At 38.4% G+C, this 20,025-nt stretch carries 20 protein-coding genes; 10 read left to right on the forward strand and 10 right to left on the reverse strand.

The features are described from left to right. Positions 1 to 248: 248 nt before the first annotated feature. The 3 genes from B9T28_RS00005 to B9T28_RS00015 are packed head-to-tail and all read right to left on the reverse strand — an operon-like array spanning position 249 to position 3,105. A complete protein-coding gene (locus B9T28_RS00005) occupies positions 249 to 1,331 on the reverse strand; it encodes a DUF6670 family protein (RefSeq protein WP_086201937.1) in 1,083 nt (360 codons plus the stop codon). Positions 1,332 to 1,372: 41 nt separating this feature from the next. Then, positions 1,373 to 2,197: a CDP-diacylglycerol--serine O-phosphatidyltransferase gene (gene pssA / locus B9T28_RS00010; RefSeq protein WP_086201938.1), complete on the reverse strand. Its 825-nt coding sequence runs from the start codon at positions 2,195 to 2,197 to the stop codon at positions 1,373 to 1,375. Positions 2,198 to 2,247: 50 nt separating this feature from the next. Further along, positions 2,248 to 3,105 carry a 23S rRNA (adenine(2030)-N(6))-methyltransferase RlmJ gene (locus B9T28_RS00015; protein ID WP_086201939.1) on the reverse strand — a complete coding sequence of 286 codons (858 nt, stop codon included), beginning with the start codon at positions 3,103 to 3,105 and terminating at the stop codon, positions 2,248 to 2,250. Positions 3,106 to 3,221: 116 nt separating this feature from the next. Between B9T28_RS00015 and B9T28_RS00020 the strand changes: the two genes are divergently transcribed. The 7 genes from B9T28_RS00020 (at position 3,222) to truA (ending at position 11,107) form a co-directional block, all read left to right on the forward strand. After that, a complete protein-coding gene (locus B9T28_RS00020) occupies positions 3,222 to 3,824 on the forward strand; it encodes a 2OG-Fe(II) oxygenase (protein WP_086201940.1) in 603 nt (200 codons plus the stop codon). Positions 3,825 to 3,940: 116 nt separating this feature from the next. After that, the gene (locus tag B9T28_RS00025; RefSeq protein WP_086201941.1) at positions 3,941 to 4,468 is read left to right on the forward strand and encodes a hypothetical protein; all 528 of its coding nucleotides are present in this window, start codon (positions 3,941 to 3,943) and stop codon (positions 4,466 to 4,468) included. 795 nt (positions 4,469 to 5,263) lie between these two features. Continuing rightward, positions 5,264 to 6,382 carry an aspartate-semialdehyde dehydrogenase gene (gene asd / locus B9T28_RS00035; RefSeq protein ID WP_086201943.1) on the forward strand — a complete coding sequence of 373 codons (1,119 nt, stop codon included), beginning with the start codon at positions 5,264 to 5,266 and terminating at the stop codon, positions 6,380 to 6,382. Positions 6,383 to 6,524: 142 nt separating this feature from the next. Continuing rightward, entirely contained in the window at positions 6,525 to 7,880 is a 1,356-nt protein-coding gene (locus tag B9T28_RS00040) for a FimV/HubP family polar landmark protein (protein ID WP_086201944.1), read from the forward strand. 54 nt (positions 7,881 to 7,934) lie between these two features. Beyond that, positions 7,935 to 9,275, forward strand: coding sequence for a T4P machinery localization factor FimV (gene fimV / locus B9T28_RS00045; protein WP_086201945.1), 1,341 nt, complete (start codon positions 7,935 to 7,937; stop codon positions 9,273 to 9,275). Positions 9,276 to 9,326: 51 nt separating this feature from the next. Beyond that, positions 9,327 to 10,301, forward strand: a complete 975-nt coding sequence (locus B9T28_RS00050; protein WP_171263419.1) for an asparaginase — start codon at positions 9,327 to 9,329, stop codon at positions 10,299 to 10,301. Positions 10,302 to 10,309: 8 nt separating this feature from the next. Next, positions 10,310 to 11,107 carry a tRNA pseudouridine(38-40) synthase TruA gene (gene truA, locus B9T28_RS00055; protein ID WP_086201947.1) on the forward strand — a complete coding sequence of 266 codons (798 nt, stop codon included), beginning with the start codon at positions 10,310 to 10,312 and terminating at the stop codon, positions 11,105 to 11,107. A 79-nt stretch (positions 11,108 to 11,186) separates the two neighbouring features. Here the strand turns inward: truA and B9T28_RS00060 are convergent, their stop codons facing one another. Further along, complete coding sequence (locus B9T28_RS00060) at positions 11,187 to 12,197, reverse strand: AraC family transcriptional regulator (protein ID WP_086201948.1); 1,011 nt, start codon at positions 12,195 to 12,197, stop codon at positions 11,187 to 11,189. A 229-nt stretch (positions 12,198 to 12,426) separates the two neighbouring features. On the opposite strand from B9T28_RS00060, the gene infA reads away from it, so the two are divergent. Together infA and B9T28_RS00070 are read left to right on the forward strand one after the other, a co-directional pair. After that, positions 12,427 to 12,648, forward strand: coding sequence for a translation initiation factor IF-1 (infA, locus tag B9T28_RS00065; RefSeq protein ID WP_001284370.1), 222 nt, complete (start codon positions 12,427 to 12,429; stop codon positions 12,646 to 12,648). A gap of 490 nt (positions 12,649 to 13,138) precedes the next feature. Further along, on the forward strand, positions 13,139 to 13,555 hold the full coding sequence (locus tag B9T28_RS00070; RefSeq protein ID WP_252053391.1) for a hypothetical protein: 417 nt from the start codon (positions 13,139 to 13,141) through the stop codon (positions 13,553 to 13,555). A gap of 54 nt (positions 13,556 to 13,609) precedes the next feature. Here B9T28_RS00070 and leuB read toward each other — a convergent pair whose 3' ends face one another. The 4 genes from leuB to leuC form a co-directional block, all read right to left on the reverse strand. After that, positions 13,610 to 14,689, reverse strand: coding sequence for a 3-isopropylmalate dehydrogenase (leuB, locus tag B9T28_RS00075; protein ID WP_086201949.1), 1,080 nt, complete (start codon positions 14,687 to 14,689; stop codon positions 13,610 to 13,612). Positions 14,690 to 14,735: 46 nt separating this feature from the next. Then, positions 14,736 to 15,299: a hypothetical protein gene (locus B9T28_RS00080; protein ID WP_086201950.1), complete on the reverse strand. Its 564-nt coding sequence runs from the start codon at positions 15,297 to 15,299 to the stop codon at positions 14,736 to 14,738. Between the two features lie 106 nt (positions 15,300 to 15,405). Beyond that, a complete protein-coding gene (gene leuD, locus B9T28_RS00085; protein WP_086201951.1) occupies positions 15,406 to 16,056 on the reverse strand; it encodes a 3-isopropylmalate dehydratase small subunit in 651 nt (216 codons plus the stop codon). A 19-nt stretch (positions 16,057 to 16,075) separates the two neighbouring features. Continuing rightward, positions 16,076 to 17,509, reverse strand: a complete 1,434-nt coding sequence (gene leuC / locus B9T28_RS00090; RefSeq protein ID WP_086202531.1) for a 3-isopropylmalate dehydratase large subunit — start codon at positions 17,507 to 17,509, stop codon at positions 16,076 to 16,078. A 322-nt stretch (positions 17,510 to 17,831) separates the two neighbouring features. Between leuC and B9T28_RS00095 the strand changes: the two genes are divergently transcribed. After that, on the forward strand, positions 17,832 to 18,689 hold the full coding sequence (locus B9T28_RS00095; protein ID WP_086201952.1) for a LysR family transcriptional regulator: 858 nt from the start codon (positions 17,832 to 17,834) through the stop codon (positions 18,687 to 18,689). A 238-nt stretch (positions 18,690 to 18,927) separates the two neighbouring features. On the opposite strand, the gene B9T28_RS00100 is transcribed toward B9T28_RS00095, so the two are convergent. Together B9T28_RS00100 and B9T28_RS00105 are read right to left on the reverse strand one after the other, a co-directional pair. After that, entirely contained in the window at positions 18,928 to 19,170 is a 243-nt protein-coding gene (locus tag B9T28_RS00100; RefSeq protein WP_086201953.1) for a DUF2789 domain-containing protein, read from the reverse strand. A gap of 186 nt (positions 19,171 to 19,356) precedes the next feature. Continuing rightward, complete coding sequence (locus B9T28_RS00105) at positions 19,357 to 20,007, reverse strand: HAD family hydrolase (protein ID WP_086201954.1); 651 nt, start codon at positions 20,005 to 20,007, stop codon at positions 19,357 to 19,359. Positions 20,008 to 20,025: the final 18 nt, after the last annotated feature.

Below are 20,025 nucleotides of genomic sequence, written 5' to 3' on the forward strand. Positions count from 1 at the left end.
TAGGTCGGCTATACTACCCTCTTTCGAGAGAAAGTCAACTGGTTTTGCTTAACTTATTTTCTAATAAATCATTTTTTAATCAAACCCTAAAATCTCTTTCGAAAATCTTAATAACTCAATCAACTTATTGATTTATCAGAGGTTTTGTTTAACATCACCGCCGATGGATGTGCATTCTACAGCATTTCAGAACCAACACAACCCCCTTTCTTAATTAATTTATTTAGATGGGTGTTTATTAGTCAAAATCAGTGTTTTTGTTTATTTTTTAACGTAATCGGGGCAAATCCTGCCATTTTTTTTGCTTTTTTATCTTCATTTTTTTTCTCTTGCCATCTTAAAGGTCGACAATCGATATATTCACAATAACCAGCACTGCCCTCTTCACAATAATCATTAATCCGTAATTGATAGGTAAAACTTCCTACATATCCAGCAGCCAAACCAAATTTAAAATCACCGCGGCTTTGTGCATGAATTTGAATAGTTGTGTCCGCATTACGAAAACACCATTCAAATTCTCGTGGTAAATACATATCTTGCTGGTTAGGCGTTGTCACTTTAGGGTAAACACGATGTACTTTAAAATAAACCGCTTCATCAAACATAACGGCTGTACAGGCACTGTCATCTCGAAGATAAATACGAGATTGCACAATTTGATTAAAGTTATTCCTAATCTGAGCCAAGAGTAATTGGCGCTTGTCTTGTAAATTAATAATCTGATAAGTAAAAAAACAGAGTGGTAAATATGGGATATTCATGGCTCGAGCATATTCGAACGACCCCATTTGATCTATTGTATAAACTTGACCTTTATATTTAACTTGACCTTTGCACTGACACAGTAACGACCAGTGATCAAATAGTCCCAATCTCAGTTTAGTAAAATGTGAAATAATCGGCTTAATATATATACTCAGATCAATTGCAAGTTCATCATCTTCTCGAGTTAAACGAAAATGTGGAAATGAACCTCGTAAGCGTTCTTTTCCACCGAAGTGATAATCCCCTTGCGAGAACTGACAATCTTGCTGTATTGAATAGTGTTTAAAATGCCCCAGCATATGTGGACTACTACTACTCATTACAGTGACAGTATCTAAAGCCGTGGTCCGTATCGCATATGGATTACGAATCATTGGAATGTTGGGCTGCCCTATAATCGTTAAAAAATTTAAATAATATAAAGGTGCAGGGAGATTAGGGATCATCAATCCTTGATGAATAATTTTAAAACGCCCTTTCGGGCCATGATAGCTCAGCTTTAAAGGGAATTGAGCTTGATTTAATTGTCTAGATTCATCGACTAAATTCATTAACAATTGCATATCAAGCTCCTTTTTTATTCTATAAATATAGTCTCTATTTCTTATGCTATTTTATTTCGAGCAAGGAATGTCGTCACAAAGCCTGATAATGCATAAATAATCGAGATCATTAAAATTCCAACTGGAATGTTATAAGTGATAGCTGCGAAAATAAATACGGCAATCGGCAATACGGCAAAAGGTACCCGTTTACGATCAACTTGCTTAAATGAATAATACTTAATATTGGAGATCATCAACAAGCCAACAGCAATAATAATCACGGCATTAATGACTTGAATCGCAATATCACTCAGATCAAAAATATACGGGAAATCTCGTCCAACCCAAACCAATGAAATAACCATGATTGCAGCTAAAGGACTTGCTACACCAATAAAATAACGTTTATCGACCACAGCAATTTGCACATTAAAGCGCGCTAAACGAAATGCAGCACATGCGGTATACACAAAACATGCGGCCAAACCGATACGCCCAAGATCATGCAGACTCCAGCTATACATTAAAATGGCTGGGGCAACGCCAAAAGCCAACAAGTCAGATAACGAATCATATTGCTCACCAAAAGCACTCTGTGCGCCAATAGCCCGGGCCACACGTCCATCCAAACCATCTAATAAAGCAGCCAGAAAAATGGCATAAATGGCTTGATTAAAATCGCCATTCATACTGGCAATGATTGAATAAAACCCCGACAGCAATGCGGCTGTCGTGATTAAATTTGGCCACAGATAGATTCCTCGACGTTTCACCTTTTTCCCTTCATGGGTATGCTCCTCTTCCTCTACTTCAAATGTGATGCCATCAAAGCCATGCTCATCACGTACAGAAGATTCACTTTCAGGTTTATTTATATTTGTCATTTTTAGATCCTAACTGTAGCCATATTTCTCACACTTCATCAAAGAAGAATTTATTCGCCCACTAACCAACGAACTGCTGCATGCCCACCATTCTCAGTCATGCGTAAATGTGGGAATAACCACTGTAATGCTTCATCTGCATCTTCAGAGAATTTCCATGGTGGATTGATGACCAACAAACCACAGCCATTTAGACCGACTGGCGTATCATCTGGCCATACACAGATTTCACATACCAATTGACGGCGAATCCCAGTTTTGATCATTTTTTTCTCAAAACGTTCAATCATGGCGCGATCTTTGATTGGGTACCAAATTGCAAAAACACCTGTCGGCCATTTTTTATGCGCAATTGAAATCAATTCAACCAATTGTGGGAAGTCCTTACGCTCTAATTCGTAAGGTGGATCAATCATCACCAAACCACGTTTTTCTTTTGGTGGAATAACACCAAACAAGCCTTCATATGCGTCACGCTCATGCAAGCCCGCACGGCGATCACGAATATTAAAATAGAGCTCTTGAAACACTTCTTTTTGCATTTCAAAAATAGTGGCTTGGTCAATATCACGCATACCTTCAAGTGCAAACCATGGTGAACCTGGATAAGCACCTTTGCCTGAACCAGCACGCATGTCTTCAACAATTTTGAGATATTGTTTTACGCCTTCTGGTGCCTGACGCGTAATGGAATCATCTAATTTTACTAAACGATGAATACCATTTAAAAACTCGCCAGACTTTTGAGCAGCAGCAGTCGATAAATCGTATTTACCCGCACCACCATGTGTATCGATATAGCGATACGGTTTATCTTTGGCATTAAGTCGTGTCAAAAGCTGGAGCAATAACACATGTTTCATGACATCAGCAAAGTTGCCTGCATGGAAATGGTGACGGTAATTCATGTTTCGATTAATTCCTGAGTTCAACTGACATTTTAGCACGAAAAAAATATTCTTCACTGCCCATCGATTGTTCTAAGATAAGACTGTTTTTTATTTTGTTGCCGTTATGAGGTTTTATGGAAGCGATATTTCTCCCAAAGTCGTGGAATGTTGATCAAATTCTTGAAGATTTAGATCAACATGGTTTTACTCTTATTGATGATGCTTATCCTCATAACTACATACAAGCATTGGTTGCAGAATGCACTGCTAATTTAAATCATTTTAGAGATGCCGCGATTCAAAGTGGCGTTATGACTAAAATTAGAAATGATCATATTTTATGGATTAATGAAGATCTAGAACATGCCCAACAACATATCGATACATTAAAACTACTTTCTCAACAACTTAATCGACATTTTTATCTGGGGATTAAAGAAGTTGAAGCACATTTTGCCTGCTATAACGCTGGTGAATTTTATGCATTACATCGCGACAATCCGCAACAGAAAAATGATCGGGTCATTTCCACAGTTTATTATCTACATGAAGATTGGCAAGCAGACTGGGGCGGCGAATTACGTCTACAAGATAAAAATGAGCAATGGCATACCATCCAACCTAAACCCAACCGAATTGCGCTATTTCAAAGTGATTTATTACATGAAGTGATTCAAGCCAAACAGCAACGCTTATCTATTACTGCATGGTTAAGAAGCGGTCAAAATATCTTTTAACTATGAATGTTCCATGGCAAGCTGAATAGCCGTTCTAAAAATAGGATGCAGTATTCCCCTTTAAATTTGCATCTTCAACCGCATATACTGTTCATTCATCAATGAGGTACAGGCTAATGTTTGAAAATACACAACAAGTTATTGCGCGTATTGGTGAAACAGATCAATTGTATTTAACAAATAATACGCCTGAACTTGCCTTAGAACGTGCTGATTTACGCTTACAACTGACGACCTTCAGCCATTTGCGTCAAGAACAAGTCCATTTCCTTCAAGAAGCCATCGTCCTTTTAGAACAAGCACGTTATGAATATGAAGAAATGCCGATGCATTTGTATGTGAGTTTATCTCTGCACTTGGCAAAAGCTTACATGGTCTATTTTGAAATTACCAAAGAACATCGTTTTGCATTAATTACTCAGCAAATTTTAAAACCTTTAACCGTAAACGAAAATGGCGATATTTATTTTTTCCTTGCCTATGCTGCTGTGGTCAAACAAGAATATGCTTTAACCCGTCATTGGTTGAAAAAATACATCAATACCACTGAATTTGATCTTGAGCTTTTACAGCAACATTCTGCTTTTGATGCTTTGCATAAAGAAACTTGGTTTTCAGCATTAATACAATGCAAATTGCATTAATTCAAATCATTTGAAATTGTTAAAATTGACGATATTAAGTTTGAACTTCCAAAACACAGCAACCAATTTATCGTTTTCGCTGTCTCATTGGAACTGTTTTAGATAAGTAGAACCCGAGTTCTGCATCCTGCAAAACTCGGGTTCATGAGGTTGTGCTTTCAAATCTGTTTTTATTATCTGGATTGTCCATTCCACCATCATGTCCATGATGTTTAGTCCATCAGCGTCGTCTTCCTTAATGGGATTTTCCTTTCCCGACTCCCTGTGCTGGTGCATAAAGAATACGTAGATTTATCTCGCTGTACTATTCGCCATGAGACTAAATTTGTGTAAGCATATACGTACATTCTAGTTAAAATGCAAACTCGTCATCTCTCTATTAGCATAATTAAACAGTGGTTTTTTAGCCCCCTTAACCTTGAGTTAATCACTCAAAAACCGATCCAAGAACAAGCCCATATTTTTAAAACCAAATAATTAACAATGATATAAAATTAAAAATACACAGATAAAAATAGCAATACACATCACAGCCATACTCTTGCTTGTGCAAGCAATTCACAAAGAATCAATACATCGTAATATAAAATAGATTTTTCCTTCTGCACTGCTTTCAAGCTCGCTTATATTCTTTTTTTTTGATTGATTCATAAATTTATATCAATTTTGCATGTAACATAAACAAGATATATTGCACAATATAATTGCTGTTTCGATTCTGTAGCGCTTGCAGTTGTGCGCTCTTTTGATACACTCAAACTCCTATTAGTTTTTAACGCACCGAGGCAAAATGACATGAAAGTAGGTCTGGTCGGTTGGCGCGGGATGGTTGGTTCTGTCCTGATGCAACGTATGGTTGAAGAGAATGATTTTGCTCATTTTGAGCCATTCTATTTTTCTACCAGTAATGCAGGTGGCGAAGCCCCTGCTTTTGGTGGTAAGACTGCCCCAGCACTTATAGATGCAACAGACATTAACAGTCTGAAGCAAATGGATGTCATTATTACCTGCCAAGGTGGTGATTATACCTCTGAAGTTTTCCCTAAATTAAAAGCGGAAAACTGGAATGGTTACTGGATTGATGCGGCATCTACCCTGCGTATGGATGATGATGCCATCATTATTCTTGATCCAGTGAATATGAATGTCATTAAAGATGGTTTAGTCAATGGTACTAAAACATTTGTAGGCGGTAATTGTACAGTTTCATTGATGTTGATGGGCATGGGTTCGCTTTTCCAAAATAACTTGGTTGAGTGGATGACAGCGATGACCTATCAAGCAGCATCGGGTGCTGGCGCACAAAACATGCGTGAATTAATTTCTGGCATGGGTTATTTATATAACAATACTAAAGATTTGTTAGATGACCCGCGTTCACCAATCTTAGATATCGATTCTAGAATTGCAGACTTACAACGTGGCGAAGGCTTCCCTTCGGCAAACTTTGGTGTGCCTTTAGCGGGTTCTCTCATTCCTTATATCGACAAACAGTTAGATAACGGCCAGTCGAAAGAAGAATGGAAAGCACAAGTTGAAACCAACAAAATTTTAGGCAACCAGCAAATCGTGCCAATTGATGGTCACTGTGTCCGGATTGGTGCAATGCGTTGTCATTCTCAAGCTTTAACATTGAAGCTGAAGAAAGATGTGCCGCTAGATGAAATCGAAGATATGATTCGTCAATCCAATCCATGGGCAAAAGTCATTCCCAATACCCGTGAAGCATCAATGACCGATCTTACCCCAGTTGCGGTAACAGGAACTTTAACTGTTCCAGTTGGTCGTTTACGCAAACTCAATATGGGTAAAGAGTACCTTGGTGCTTTCACCGTCGGTGACCAATTGCTTTGGGGCGCTGCTGAACCATTACGTCGTATGTTACGTATTTTGATTGAATATAAAAATATTTAAACAATACCCGCATAAAAATGAAAAGCCGATCACATAAGATCGGCTTTTTTTTGTAACTGTTTCGTTAAAAATTTACATTTGTATAACAGCTAGGTATTGTATACTTTTACCGACCTGAACTTCATCTGAGCTATGGATAGAGATGACTGTATATAACAAATTAAAAATTGCCATTTTAACGATTATTTCTACACAATCTTTGTATGCAATCACACTTGATCCTGTTCAGATCCAATCAGGCACTGGCGAGTTACTCTATGCCGAAATGAAATTTAGTCACGCTGACCCCAATGCTAGAATTGATGTCAGTCTTGCTGATCCTGAAGATTTGATGACAATGGGCATTATTCATCAACCACCAGGGCATTTAAATTTTTTTACCCGTCGTTCTTCAGATGGCTCTGGCGTCATCGTCATTACCTCTTCACGCCCTGTGATTGAGTCAGAACTCAACATTTTATTAAAAATTAAAGAAGGTAATGCAACGCGGATTCAGCAAATCAAAACACCTTTCGTTCGAACAAAAACAGCCGTTAATCAAGTTACTGCATCTAGTAATGAAAAAACACTCACACCTCAAATCATTGTCAGTGAAAAAGATATTGCACTCAATTTACCCACCAGCATGCAATACCATACTCAGCCAGAGCTAAAAAATACAAATCCTAATTCAGTATCTTCGATATTAACCAATACACAGGTTCCTTTGGCTGTGAGTATTGTTACTCCACCAATGCTGGCAATAAATAAAACAGCATCTACTTCTCCTGAACAGACTCAGACTGCAACCCCCATCGAAACTAAACAAGAAAGTATGCCATCAGATCAAAGCATACCTAAAAAAGTTAAACAACTAGATAACAAAACAGATGCTGCAGCAACAAAAAATAATAAGTTAGATGAAGTTAAAGCTAAACAAAGCCCTAAAAAAATGACGGATCAAAAAGATCCTGTGCCCAATAAGCATATTGTCCAAGCCAATGAATCCTTATGGAAAATTGCAGCTCGTATTGCAGCACAAACCAATCAAAGCATTCCTCAAGTCATGCAGCAAATTAAAGCCAATAATACCCATGCTTTTATTCAGGGTGATATCAACCGTATGCGTCAAGGTGTGGCATTAAACTTAGCTGCAAGCAACAAGAACATGCAAGCAACGAAAAAAGAAACATCGGCTACTCCACCTACAGCACAACGACAATCAGGCAAAGAAAAATATAAACTGAACCAAGCAGAAATGAGCATAGTTGCTGGGAATGAGCAGGATTCTGCTCATGGTAGTGCTCAAAAAGAAACCCAACTTAACCCAACATCATCAGAATTGTCATTAAAAGTTATGACAGCTCGTGAAAAAACAGTTAAATTACAGAAGAATGTATCTCAACTCACGTTGGCTTTGCAGAAAAAAGATCAGCGAATTCAACTATTAAATGCACGACTTGCGCAATTGCAACAACAATTGCAACAGCAAAACCTTGCAAAAAAGCCAACACACTGATCTGTAAAATTTTGAATAAATAAAGTTCATTGGTCTCAATGAAGGGGTTAAAATATGTTGTACGTGATTCCTTTTGTATTGTTATTGGTCATTTTGGTCGTTCTAAAAAAACGAGAAAGTACAAATAACGAAAAAGGTAAGGAAACTGCTCGAAAGACAACTAAAAAAAATGCAGCGAGAACTGCTCGATCATCACAGAGACAAGCATCGAATACACAAGTTGTTCAAGATGAAGTGATTGTTCAGAAACAAGCAACGCCTTTAAGCGCTGAGTTAAAGCAAAGTATTGAACAGTTGATTCGTGAAAAGAATTTCTTTTCTGCAGAAGCAAAAATCAACCAAGCACTCAATCAAGATAATTCACAACATGATCTTTATCTTTATCTTTTAGATGTGCATTTAGCGCATAAAGATGAATTTGCAATTGATCAATTAGTGAATCATGTACGCTCTTTGGGTTTAGAGGATATTGCTCAGCAAGCAGAAGCCAAACAAAAAGTCTATGCTGAAGAAAATAAAGCTCAAGATACCATTGAATTTATCCAACCCAGCGCAAAAACCAACCCTGAAGCCCAAACGATTAAAAACCATGCTGCTTTTGATGCATTGGTTGATAGTAGTTCAGCACAATCCAATGTGGAACAAGTACAGGATACGTCAAATACTCCGCAAGCAATTGTTGAGCCTGCACCCTTAGAATTTTCATTTGTAAATGAATCTGTACCAACAATTGTAGAAGAACCGCAGAAAACACCTGAACCTACTGTTGAAATCAAACCATTAGAATTTACCTTTACCACACCAGCCACCGCTGAAGTTGAAGTACCTGCGACTCCCAACGTCGCCGAGCCAGTTCAAAAAACAGATATTCAACCTTTAGATTTTAGTTTCGATCTCAGCCCAAAAACGGAAGCACCGCAACATACTCCACTCGAGTCGGTAATCCCTGAAAATATCGAAATTGCAAATGACTTCAAACTTGATTTTGCTGAACCTATTGCTCCAATTGTCGAACAGACCGTAGAAGCAACGACTCCAGCCATTGCTGATTTTGAATTCAAGTTTGAAATACCTGAAGTAGAAGCACCAACTCATTCAACTTTAGAGCTCGATCCCCCTTCACTCGCTACAGAAACTCCAGTACTTGTAGAGCCATTACACTTTGAAAAATCTCATGTGGTCGAGTCGATCACTGAAAGTCATGATCCCTTGGCTCAGTCTTTCCCTGAGTTAATTCAAGTTAATGAAATGCAATTAAATTTAGAGTTAGCAGAACAATATATTGAATTGGGTGCTTACGAGTCTGCTCAACAGTTACTGAATCAAGATGCACATCAATATTCAGCTGAACAACTCAGCCACTCACAAAATTTACTCAATCGCATAGCATCTTAAAATTATTCGCTCTAAGATAAAGCAGTCATTCTTGGCTGCTTTTTTACGATTATGAAAAAAATTGCTTTAATCTATATGGGTGGAACTTTTGGTTGTTTCGGTGAACCATTAGCTCCGATGCCTGAAGAACAGTTTTTACCGCAACTACAACGTATTCTCCCTCTAAATCAGAAAATAGACTGTTTCAAAGCACCCAGTGTTAAAGACAGTAGCGCTTGTACGGCTGTAGATTGGTTGAACTTAGTACAATACATTCAACGCTTACAACAACAAGACTATCAACATTTTGTGGTGATCCATGGTACGGATACTTTAAGTTATGCTGCAGCAGTGCTTGCACAATTTTTACAACAATCCTGTTCTGTCATCCTAACAGGCAGTCAATATCCGTTACTCAATGTTCATGGCGATAATACTCGGGAATTTACCGATGCCATTGATAATTTAAATACCGCATTGGATCAGGTCCTCAAAGTGCCTGTTGGCGTTTATCTATCCTTTTACCATCAAGTCTTTCATGCACGTACAGCAATCAAAGTCCATAGCACAGCATTAGATGCTTTCCGTGGCTTAGCATTCGATCATCAGCTACCAATGCATGAATATACTGCAATACCTATTCAATTATCACATCTACAAAAAGCTCAAAATTTAAATATTATTAATATGATGATACTCCCTATTGAGCAACAGCAGTTTAGCCAAAATTTGCAGAATTTTTCCGCATCACCGCCCCACTTTTTAGTTTTACAGGCCTATGGGGTCGGTAATTTAGCTGTGAATGATGAAATTATTGCGCTCTTGCAAAAGCTAAAACAGCTTGGCTGTATCGTCATTCTCTCGTCACAAGTCCCTTTTGGTGAGATGGATCAACGCTATGCGGTCAGCCATTGGATTCAAGAATCTCAAATATTAGTCAGTGATGCACTCAGTCAAGCAGATCTTTATGCCAAAATACTGAAAATTTATTTACAATACCCCTCTTCTGAACAATGGTACGACCATTGGTATGCGCAATCCGAATAGAGGTTTTTATGCAACGTTTTGCAATTGGTATTGAGTTTTGTGGCATTCGTTATAAAGGTTGGCAAACTCAACAAGCTGGCGTGCGTACTATCCAAGAAACCATGGAAAATGTGCTCAGTAAAATTGCCGATGAACCAATTATTTTACATGGTGCGGGTCGTACCGATGCTGGTGTACATGCAACCAATATGGTGGCACATTTTGATACCAATGCGATTCGTCCAATCAAAGGTTGGTTGATGGGTGCAAATAGTCAACTTCCGAAAGATATTGCAATCCAATGGATTAAACCCATCGATAACGACTTTCATGCTCGCTTTAAGGCTCAATCTCGTCGTTATCGTTATGTGGTCTATAACTCTCCAAATCGCCCTGCCTTACTACATAAACAAGTCACGCATGCTTATTATGATTTAGATGCAGATAAGATGATTGAGGCTGCAAAAAAATTTGAAGGCACGCATAATTTTGAAAGTTTCCGTGCGGCTGCGTGTCAGTCTAATCAACCGGTCCGTCATGTCAGCCATTGTCGTTTAATTCATCATGGTTGTTATTTGGTCTTAGATATACAAGCGGATGGCTTCTTACATCACATGGTGCGCAATATCATGGGTTGTTTATTAGAAATTGGGCAAGGTTTGTATGAGATTGAGCATATTGATGAAATTTTTGCCGCACAAGACCGTAAAGCAGCTGGAATTACCGCACCACCCGATGGTTTATATTTTATTCAGGCACATTATCCTGAACAATTTGATTTACCTAAAGCACCGTTAGGTCCACATTGGCTCAATATGCCTGAATAAAAGCAACTCTAGATGTAAATCCATCATTATCGATTATAAAAATGCCAGTTTTACTGGCATTTTTTAATTTCTAATATAATTAACGCTGCTTACGCTTTCTATATTCTACAGGCGTTTCATTGGTCCAACGCTTAAATGCACGATAGAACGTACTCGGTTCAGAAAACCCCGTTAAATATACAATTCGCTCAACACTTTCACTGGTATTGGCCAAGAGTTTTTTGGCTAAACGACAACGATAGTCTGAAAGAATTTGCTGAAAACTAGTATTGGCCTCACTCAACTGGGTTCTTAAACGACGCGGTGTGATATTCAATTGTGCCGCTACCGTTTCTAACGTTGTTTCACCACTCTCTAATGTTGAACCAATCGCACGGCGCACTTCACCTACCAGATCATAACGCGCCAGTTCTTGAAGCTTTTCAATCGCTAGTTGTTCATGTAGTTGTAATAGCTCAGGTTCAGCTTGCCACAATGGATAATCGAGAATAGTTGCATCAAAATATAACCGGGTTTCTTTTTGCCCTAAACTCACAGGACATTCATAAACACGAACATATTCATCATCCGCAGCACCTTCATTGAAGTTAAAATCGATGTAGATCGGCTCAAAGCGCCCTTCAGTAATAAATTTAAAAAATCTTAAAATCCCTGAAAGTGCACACTCTGAAAAATGCCGTTTCACAATATTATCAGCCCAAGGTTGTTCACCATTGGTCAAATAACATCGCCCATCTTCCTCGACAATCAATTTCGCGTGAAAAGCATCACTAATCAAGCGCTGATACGCTAAAGCACGCTTTAGCCCTTCACCAAAATTTTCACTAGAAATAAACAAGTGTTCAATTACTTGGCCCCGGTATAAAGGTAAGTGTTCACCTAGATGTAAACCAATATCAGGATCCTTACTTACTGCTTCTGCAGCCATCCAAAATGCATACTGTGCATTCAGTGGTGTACGCGCATTTTGGTCGACCTGATTTAGGGCCACACCTGCTTTTGTTAATATTTCTTCTGTCGGCAATCCCGCACGACGAATCGCTTGATAGCCTAATCGTAAAACAACTGAAGCATCAGTTAGCTGACTCACGTAGTGCCCTTCCTTGTATGTTATTCATTTATACTTAAAAACATATTTTTTAGATTACAGTCGATTGACCAAACTGACAACAACTATCCACATTTTTTTGTAGAAATTGTTTAACGATTTGTTCGCTTAATTAGGACGCATCTAGCACCTACAAATGCGTTACCATCTTGTTTTTTTCAAAAAAATTGCCTATAATTTGCCCCTTCCCAATTTTATCACTAGGTAGGCTATGGCCAATAAAGAGGAACTTATCGAGTTCGAAGGCGTTGTCACCGAGACGCTTCCTAATACTATGTTCCGTGTACGTTTAGAAAACGGTCACGAAGTGATTGCCCACATCTCTGGTAAAATGCGTAAACATTATATTCGTATTTTAACTGGGGACAGTGTTAAGGTAGAAATGACTCCTTACGATTTAACCAAGGGTCGTATTACATACCGTGCACGCTAAGTTTTAGTGTAAGCAAAAAGCCACTTTTTTAGTGGCTTTTTTTATCTCTATATTTTTAATGACTTAATTTATAAATTTGCACAGTATTTTCATAGTCCTGCGCTTTACACCCAATAAGAATCAACATCTCACTAAAGTTGATAAGCCTAGATAGACATAATCTCACGAACACATTTCAATCGAAACACTTTACTCAAATATTTTTTACTTTAAATGATAAAAAATCTTCAGTACGACCCTGTTCACTCTCAATAATTGTCGTGCACAAAATACCAAGATTATCAAAATTGCTAGAAAATCTAGCACTAAAAAATTCGACGACTACTCAAAGCAGTATTATTGCTTCAACTTTGTTCTTCATTTCAGTATGGTTATGCTTAGTAAGCATTACCAGTAATCCGATTTAGCATTTAAAAACATTCTAAATATCATAAATTGGCTAGAATATTAGTTGTTATCACAAAGAATAAATATTCTAGGAAGTGAAGCAATGACTCATAATTTCAAAAAACTGGTTTATCTGATGACTTTTACTCAAGTTTTAATCTTGATCGGATGTCAAACCACTCAATCTCGCGAACAAGATCTTGATCGCTATCTCCACACTTTTATTGGGCAATCCAGCCAGAAAATTCAGCAACAGCTCAACTTAAAAGCCATGGGCTATCAAACGACCAACCAAGTAATAACAACAGATAATCAACTCATTTATACCATTTTAAGACCGATCACGATTCCAGTTGCAGGGAGCAATGCCACTATTGGTAACAATGCCATGGGTGGCCCCATGATCAGATATGATACGACTGCAGCAGAACATTACGATGTGAACTTTAACTGTAAAGTGGTCTTTAATCTTAAAAATGGTGTTGCAGAGTCGATAGACTATCAAGGTAAGGCTTGTTAAATGATACTGGAAACCAAAAAAATGCAGCTGAAGCCGCATTTTTTATTGATCTAATTAAGCCAAGGCAGCAACTACAGCATCGCCCATTTCAGCTGTCCCGATGTGTTGCATACCAGTAGACATAATATCTCCAGTGCGTAGACCTTGATCTAAAACCTGACCAACAGCATTCTCAATGGCCTGTGCAGCAGCTTCTTCACGGAAGGTATAACGAAGCATCATCGCCACGGACAAAATTGTTGCGAGTGGATTGGCAATATTTTGCCCTGCTATATCAGGAGCTGAACCATGACAAGGCTCATACATGCCTTTGCCTTTTTCATCCAAAGATGCAGATGGCAACATACCAATTGAACCAGTCAACATAGCCGCCTCATCTGATAAAATATCACCAAATAAGTTACCCGTAACAATCACATCAAACTGTTTCGGTGCACGAACCAATTGCATTGCAGCATTGTCAACATACATATGTGATAAATTAATATTTGGATATTGCTCTTCTTTTAAGGCTGTGACCGTTTGCTTCCATAGCTCCGTAACTTCAAGTACGTTGGCTTTATCGACTGAACAAACTTTACCACCACGAAGACTCGCCATTTCAAACGCGACTTTGGCAATACGTTTAATTTCCGATTCAGCATAAACATCGGTGTTAAACCCTTGTTTTTCACCATTTTCAAGTTCACGAATCCCGCGAGGTTGACCGAAGTAAATCCCTCCCGTCAATTCACGTACAATCAGAATATCTAAACCAGAGACGATTTCTGGTTTTAAACTTGAAGCATCTGCCAATTGTGGATAAAGAATCGCAGGACGTAAGTTTGCAAATAAATTTAATTCGCTACGAATTTTTAATAAGCCTCGTTCAGGACGTATTGAACGTTCAATCGTATCCCACTTAGGACCACCAACGGCACCAAGTAAAATAGCATCTGCTCGTTTAGCTTGTTCAGAAGTAACTGCTGGGTAGGGTTCACCATAGGCATCAATCGCAGCACCGCCCAATAAACCTTGTTCCCACGTGAGGTCTAAATTAAATTTATCATTGACACATGTTAATACTTTTTCTGCTGCAGCAACGATCTCTGGACCAATTCCATCGCCAGCCAAAATCAAAATTTGTTTAGACATTTACCTATCCATTTTTTAAAAACAGTAGCTCAACTACTGTGTGAAATTAATTTTTCTGCTCTATAAATTCGCTAACACCTGTAACCACATCATAAGGACGGCAAAAACGGCGAATAACTTTCTTTTCTTGAAGTAAATCTACACATAATGGATCTGGTGCCGAAACATTCAATAGACTTCCCTGACGTTTACTACGATCACGGTACATCTTAAAGCTATAGTTTTGCTTGACCTTAAACTGATGAATCACATGTAATCTTTCAGCTTGGTTGCTTGAAATTGGATAAAAACGAATCACCAATTCATGTTGTCCTTCAGGAACAGACAAATACAACGCATTCGGTTGCTGTAAGGATTGCGTTTGTAACCGAACCAAACCATGTTTGATCGCTTTACGACTCAATTTATGGCTTTGTGCATCCACAATTTGAATAGTATCTAAACGCTCAAATTCACAGTTTTCTGTCCCTATGCAATAAACCAAGGCATTTGATTTTGTTGCTGTCGTTTCTTCTACATTTTTAAGGCGTGTTGTATCAATACTTTGGCATGCATTTAAAAATGCTAAACCGAAGCCCAGTACAGCAAGCTGACCAAAAACTTTCACCATAGTTCGAGCCCAACCTCAGCAATTCCAGCAAAATGTCTAATTTTATTCTGCATCGATATTATCAAGAGTTGAGCTTTGATACTACTTTGTTATACGTCTGGCTCAACTAACCACGAATTTCCTGAAATACCCAAGGACGAGATTGCTTGGTTTTTTCTTCATACGCATGGATATCATCCGCTGCTTGTAAAGTTAAACCAATATCATCCAAACCATTCAATAAACAATGCTTACGGAATGGATCCACTTCAAATTTGAAGGCTTTACCATTCGGTGTCCGTACTTCTTGAGCATTTAAGTCAATTGTTAACTGATAGCCTTCGCTCGCAGCACACTCTTTAAAAAGTTGCTCAACAATTTCTTCTGCTAAAATCACAGGCAACATGCCATTCTTAAAACAATTATTAAAGAAAATATCAGCAAAACTAGGAGCAATCACGGTATGAAAACCATATTCATTCAATGCCCATGGTGCATGTTCACGACTAGAACCACAACCAAAGTTTTGGCGCGTAATCAAGACCGATGCAGCTTGGTAGCGAGGTTGATTTAACACAAAATCTTTATTTTTAGGGCGTTTTGAATTATCTAAACCCAAATAACCTTCATCTAAATAACGTAATTCATCAAATAAATTATCGCCAAAACCCGTGCGTTTAATCGATTTTAAAAACTGTTTTGGAATAATTAAATCAGTATCGACATTGGCACGGTCTAAAGGTGCAACAATACCTTGTTCAACAGTATAAGCTCTCATAATCTGCTCCTAGCCCCAATTAGAATGAACGAACATCGACGAAGTGACCTGCGATCGCTGCTGCGGCTGCCATGGCTGGACTCACCAAATGCGTGCGACCACCATTACCCTGACGACCTTCAAAATTACGATTCGAGGTTGAAGCACAATGCTCACCTGGTTGTAATTTGTCTGCATTCATGGCTAAACACATTGAACAACCCGGCTCACGCCATTCAAAACCTGCGTCAACGAAGATTTTATCTAAACCTTCGGCTTCAGCTTGTTGCTTCACTAAGCCTGAACCTGGAACCACCATTGCCTGTTTAATTGAACCTGCAACTTTACGTCCTTGAATCACTTCAGCGGCAGCACGAATATCTTCAATACGCGAGTTGGTACATGAACCAATAAATACACGGTCTAATTGAATATCAGCCAATGCTTGACCTGCGTTTAAACCCATATATTGATAAGCACGTGTCCAGTCATTGCGTTGTACGTCATCTTGGGCTTGTTCCAAAGTCGGAACTGCTTGAGTCACAGGAATCACCATCTCAGGAGAAGTCCCCCAAGACACTTGTGGTTCAATCTCTTCACCTTGTAACACTACAACAGTATCGAAATGTGCATCTTCATCAGAATGTAAAGTATTCCAATATTCAACCGCAGCATCCCACTCTGCACCTGTTGGCGCATAAGGACGATCTTTCACATAGGCAATGGTTTTGTCATCAACAGCGACCATACCGACACGAGCACCTGCTTCAATGGCCATATTACAAACCGTCATACGACCTTCGATTGACATATCACGGAACACTTGACCACCAAACTCAATCGCGTGACCTGTGCCACCGGCAGTCCCGATTTTACCAATGATGGCTAAAACTACGTCTTTTGACGTCACGCCTTGACCCAATGTGCCATCAACACGAACCAACATGTTTTTCATTTTCTTTTGCACTAAGCACTGAGTTGCCAAAACATGTTCAACTTCAGATGTGCCAATACCATGTGCTAAACAACCAAATGCACCATGTGTTGCAGTGTGCGAGTCGCCACAAACTACGGTCATACCCGGTAAAGTTAAACCTTGTTCAGGACCAACCACATGAGCTATGCCTTGGCGAATATCATTGATTTTAAATTCAACAATATTAAAGGCTTCACAGTTATCATCTAAGGTTTGCACTTGGATACGCGAGGTTTCATCTTCAATCCCGGCAATTCCTTGAGCACGTTCAGCTTTTGACGTCGGTACGTTATGGTCTGGAGTTGCGACGTTGGCACTTAAACGCCAAGGTTGACGCTTGGCAAGCTGTAACCCTTCAAATGCTTGTGGTGAAGTCACTTCATGTAATAAATGACGGTCGATATAAAGTAAAGCTGAACCATCATCTCGTTGTTTTACTAGATGGTCATCCCATAATTTATCATATAATGTTTTTGCTTTTTGGGTCTCGCCTGCCATGTCGATGTGCTCCACTGGACTGGGTAATTCTTGATTTAATCCAATTATACCCTCGATTTTACATAAATCTAATTTATCATTTTTATCAGTTTGAAAACTTTTTAGAATGATTTTAGTCTCTCTTTCCACGCTTATTCATTCACATGAAATGATCTTTTTTGAAGTGAATGCCATCTTAAAAATTCAAAAATGGGCAAATTTTTAGTTCATCCACTTGATTAGACTAATTAATTAAATTTTTTGACACATTTACTTTGATTTATTCATATTTTTTCTCAATAATAAAATTAAGCATAAAAATTCGTTATAGAATGGAATACCTATGAATCTCGCAGCCTTCGAAGCATTTGTAAAAGTCATGGAAACAGGTTCTATTTCTCAGGCAGCAGATTTACTGTTTATTACCCAACCCGCTGTCACTAAGCGTATTCATAGCTTAGAAGATTATTTTGGTGTGAAACTGTTTGAATCCGCAGGTCGAGGAGTTCAAGCCACACATGCTTCGCACTCACTGTTACCTAAAGTCAAAAATTGGCTGAATGAGCTGGGTGATATTCACCATACCTTGAGCCATGAACAAGGCCAAGTGCAAGGTAAACTCAAAATTGGTACCAGCCACCATATCGGCTTACACCATTTACCACGTCACCTGACTAAATATGTACAGCAATTTCCCGAAGTCACCTTAGATGTACATTTTGTCGACTCTGAACAAGCACATGAACAAGTATTGGCTGGCGATTTGGAATTGGCTTTTTTAACGCTCCCCCCACAAGGTGATGAGCGCTTAAGCTATGTCACTATCTGGAATGATCCTTTGGTTTTTGTAGTGGCACCATTTCATCCTTTGGCACAGAGACAGAATCTGACACTTGAAGATCTCATTGAGTACCCGAGCCTACTTCCTGCAGCTCAAACCTATACCAGCCAAATCACTTTAGCTGAGTTTGAGAAGAAAGGTTTAAAACCTAAAATTACAATGAGTAATAATCCCTTGGATTCAATTCGGATGTTGGTTTCAATTGGATTAGGCTGGTCTGTTTTACCAAAAACCTTACTAAATCCAGATTTAAAACAATTAGATATTCATTCTGAAATGAATCGTCAATTGGGTATGGTCTGGCATCCTGCTCGCACCCAATCACGCGCAGTTTTAGAACTCATTGAGATGATGAAATAAAGACAAGCAGCACATTCCAAATAATCAAAACTGATTATTTGGAATCAACACGTTTAGCTTTCTAAGTAGACTCCTATAGCGAAGATGAAAGGTATATCATTTCATTGTGGCTCATACTATTAGCTTTGTTTATAAGAGTTTTATAATTTAGAAGAAGTTTAATTAGATTATTTTTAGTATAAAAAACAGCATCCAAAGATACTGTTTTAAGATCAAGAACTGCTTTTAAAATCCTAAATTACTTTACAGAATCTTCATGTAAAGCTTCATTCAACTGATCAACCACAATCGCCCATTCACCATCGGACTTAATTTTTTCTTCTAAAAATTGACGTTGTGCATCTGTCCAAAAATCAGCTTGAACAGTAAACATATTTGCATCCAACTGATGTGTTTCAATAAATTTAACAATGGCCTCTTCACTTGAATCCAAGCCTAATTGCTCAAATAAATGGGTCATTCGAGGACGGACACTATTCATTGTTGTTCTCCAGCAATTTTTAATTTTCATCAACAACATAACACTTTAAGATGAAATGTGAAGATCAAAGCAGCTGCATGATAAAAAAAATTACAAAGGTTATTTCCCTCAGCCCACAATCATCAAATTAAAATAATCCATCCATAAAAAACAGCGCCTATCGCGCTGTTTAAAAGTTCTTCTTATCTAAATTGACCAGTCTTGAATATCCCAATTCAGTTCTTTGGCCAACACTTCTAAGCGATCATCTGGATTCACAGCAATCGCATGGTCTGCATATTCCAATAAAAAACGGTCATTGATTGAGTCTGAATAAGCCCATGATTCATTTACTTCACGACCATTCAACCATTGGTCTAAACGCGCCAACTTACCTTTTTGATAACAGGCCAAACCAGCAACTTTACCCGTATATTTTCCATCTTGAACTTCGGCATTGGTCGCAATAATTTCGGTTATACCAAATTCACGAAAAATAGGTGCTGTAATAAAATCTGAAGTCGCCGTAATACCTACAATGGCGTGCCCTAAATCTTGATGTTTTTGTATTGCTGCGAAACCTGCTGGGCGCATCTGTGGTCGAATGACTTTATGCATAAATAACTGATGTAGCTCAGTCAAATAAGTATGATCATGCTGAGTTAAAAACTCAAATACAAACTCATTATAAGCAATTGGATCAAGTTGCCCTGCTTTATAATCTTCATAAAACTTATCATTCATTGCACGATGATGCACTGGATCAACCAAGCGTTCATTGACTAAAAACTCTCCCCAAGAATGGTCAGAGTCAGTATTTAATAATGTGTGATCTAAATCGAACAACGCCAATTTCATGAAAATACTCGTTCAAAC

This window comes from Acinetobacter silvestris, from assembly GCF_002135235.1.
In the GTDB taxonomy this organism is placed as follows: Bacteria; Pseudomonadota; Gammaproteobacteria; order Pseudomonadales; family Moraxellaceae; genus Acinetobacter; species Acinetobacter silvestris.

Excerpts from the sequence above, each read along its gene's own strand:
- B9T28_RS00005 (WP_086201937.1), bottom strand. The coding sequence starts at position 1,331 with ATGCAATTGTTAATGAATTTAGTCGATGAATCTAGACAATTAAATCAA.
- pssA (WP_086201938.1), bottom strand. The coding sequence starts at position 2,197 with ATGACAAATATAAATAAACCTGAAAGTGAATCTTCTGTACGTGATGAG.
- B9T28_RS00015 (WP_086201939.1), bottom strand. The coding sequence starts at position 3,105 with ATGAATTACCGTCACCATTTCCATGCAGGCAACTTTGCTGATGTCATG.
- B9T28_RS00020 (WP_086201940.1), top strand. The coding sequence starts at position 3,222 with ATGGAAGCGATATTTCTCCCAAAGTCGTGGAATGTTGATCAAATTCTT.
- B9T28_RS00025 (WP_086201941.1), top strand. The coding sequence starts at position 3,941 with ATGTTTGAAAATACACAACAAGTTATTGCGCGTATTGGTGAAACAGAT.
- asd (WP_086201943.1), top strand. The coding sequence starts at position 5,264 with ATGAAAGTAGGTCTGGTCGGTTGGCGCGGGATGGTTGGTTCTGTCCTG.
- B9T28_RS00040 (WP_086201944.1), top strand. The coding sequence starts at position 6,525 with ATGACTGTATATAACAAATTAAAAATTGCCATTTTAACGATTATTTCT.
- fimV (WP_086201945.1), top strand. The coding sequence starts at position 7,935 with ATGTTGTACGTGATTCCTTTTGTATTGTTATTGGTCATTTTGGTCGTT.
- B9T28_RS00050 (WP_171263419.1), top strand. The coding sequence starts at position 9,327 with ATGAAAAAAATTGCTTTAATCTATATGGGTGGAACTTTTGGTTGTTTC.
- truA (WP_086201947.1), top strand. The coding sequence starts at position 10,310 with ATGCAACGTTTTGCAATTGGTATTGAGTTTTGTGGCATTCGTTATAAA.
- infA (WP_001284370.1), top strand. The coding sequence starts at position 12,427 with ATGGCCAATAAAGAGGAACTTATCGAGTTCGAAGGCGTTGTCACCGAG.
- B9T28_RS00070 (WP_252053391.1), top strand. The coding sequence starts at position 13,139 with ATGACTCATAATTTCAAAAAACTGGTTTATCTGATGACTTTTACTCAA.
- leuB (WP_086201949.1), bottom strand. The coding sequence starts at position 14,689 with ATGTCTAAACAAATTTTGATTTTGGCTGGCGATGGAATTGGTCCAGAG.
- B9T28_RS00080 (WP_086201950.1), bottom strand. The coding sequence starts at position 15,299 with ATGGTGAAAGTTTTTGGTCAGCTTGCTGTACTGGGCTTCGGTTTAGCA.
- leuD (WP_086201951.1), bottom strand. The coding sequence starts at position 16,056 with ATGAGAGCTTATACTGTTGAACAAGGTATTGTTGCACCTTTAGACCGT.
- leuC (WP_086202531.1), bottom strand. The coding sequence starts at position 17,509 with ATGGCAGGCGAGACCCAAAAAGCAAAAACATTATATGATAAATTATGG.
- B9T28_RS00095 (WP_086201952.1), top strand. The coding sequence starts at position 17,832 with ATGAATCTCGCAGCCTTCGAAGCATTTGTAAAAGTCATGGAAACAGGT.
- B9T28_RS00100 (WP_086201953.1), bottom strand. The coding sequence starts at position 19,170 with ATGAATAGTGTCCGTCCTCGAATGACCCATTTATTTGAGCAATTAGGC.
- B9T28_RS00105 (WP_086201954.1), bottom strand. The coding sequence starts at position 20,007 with ATGAAATTGGCGTTGTTCGATTTAGATCACACATTATTAAATACTGAC.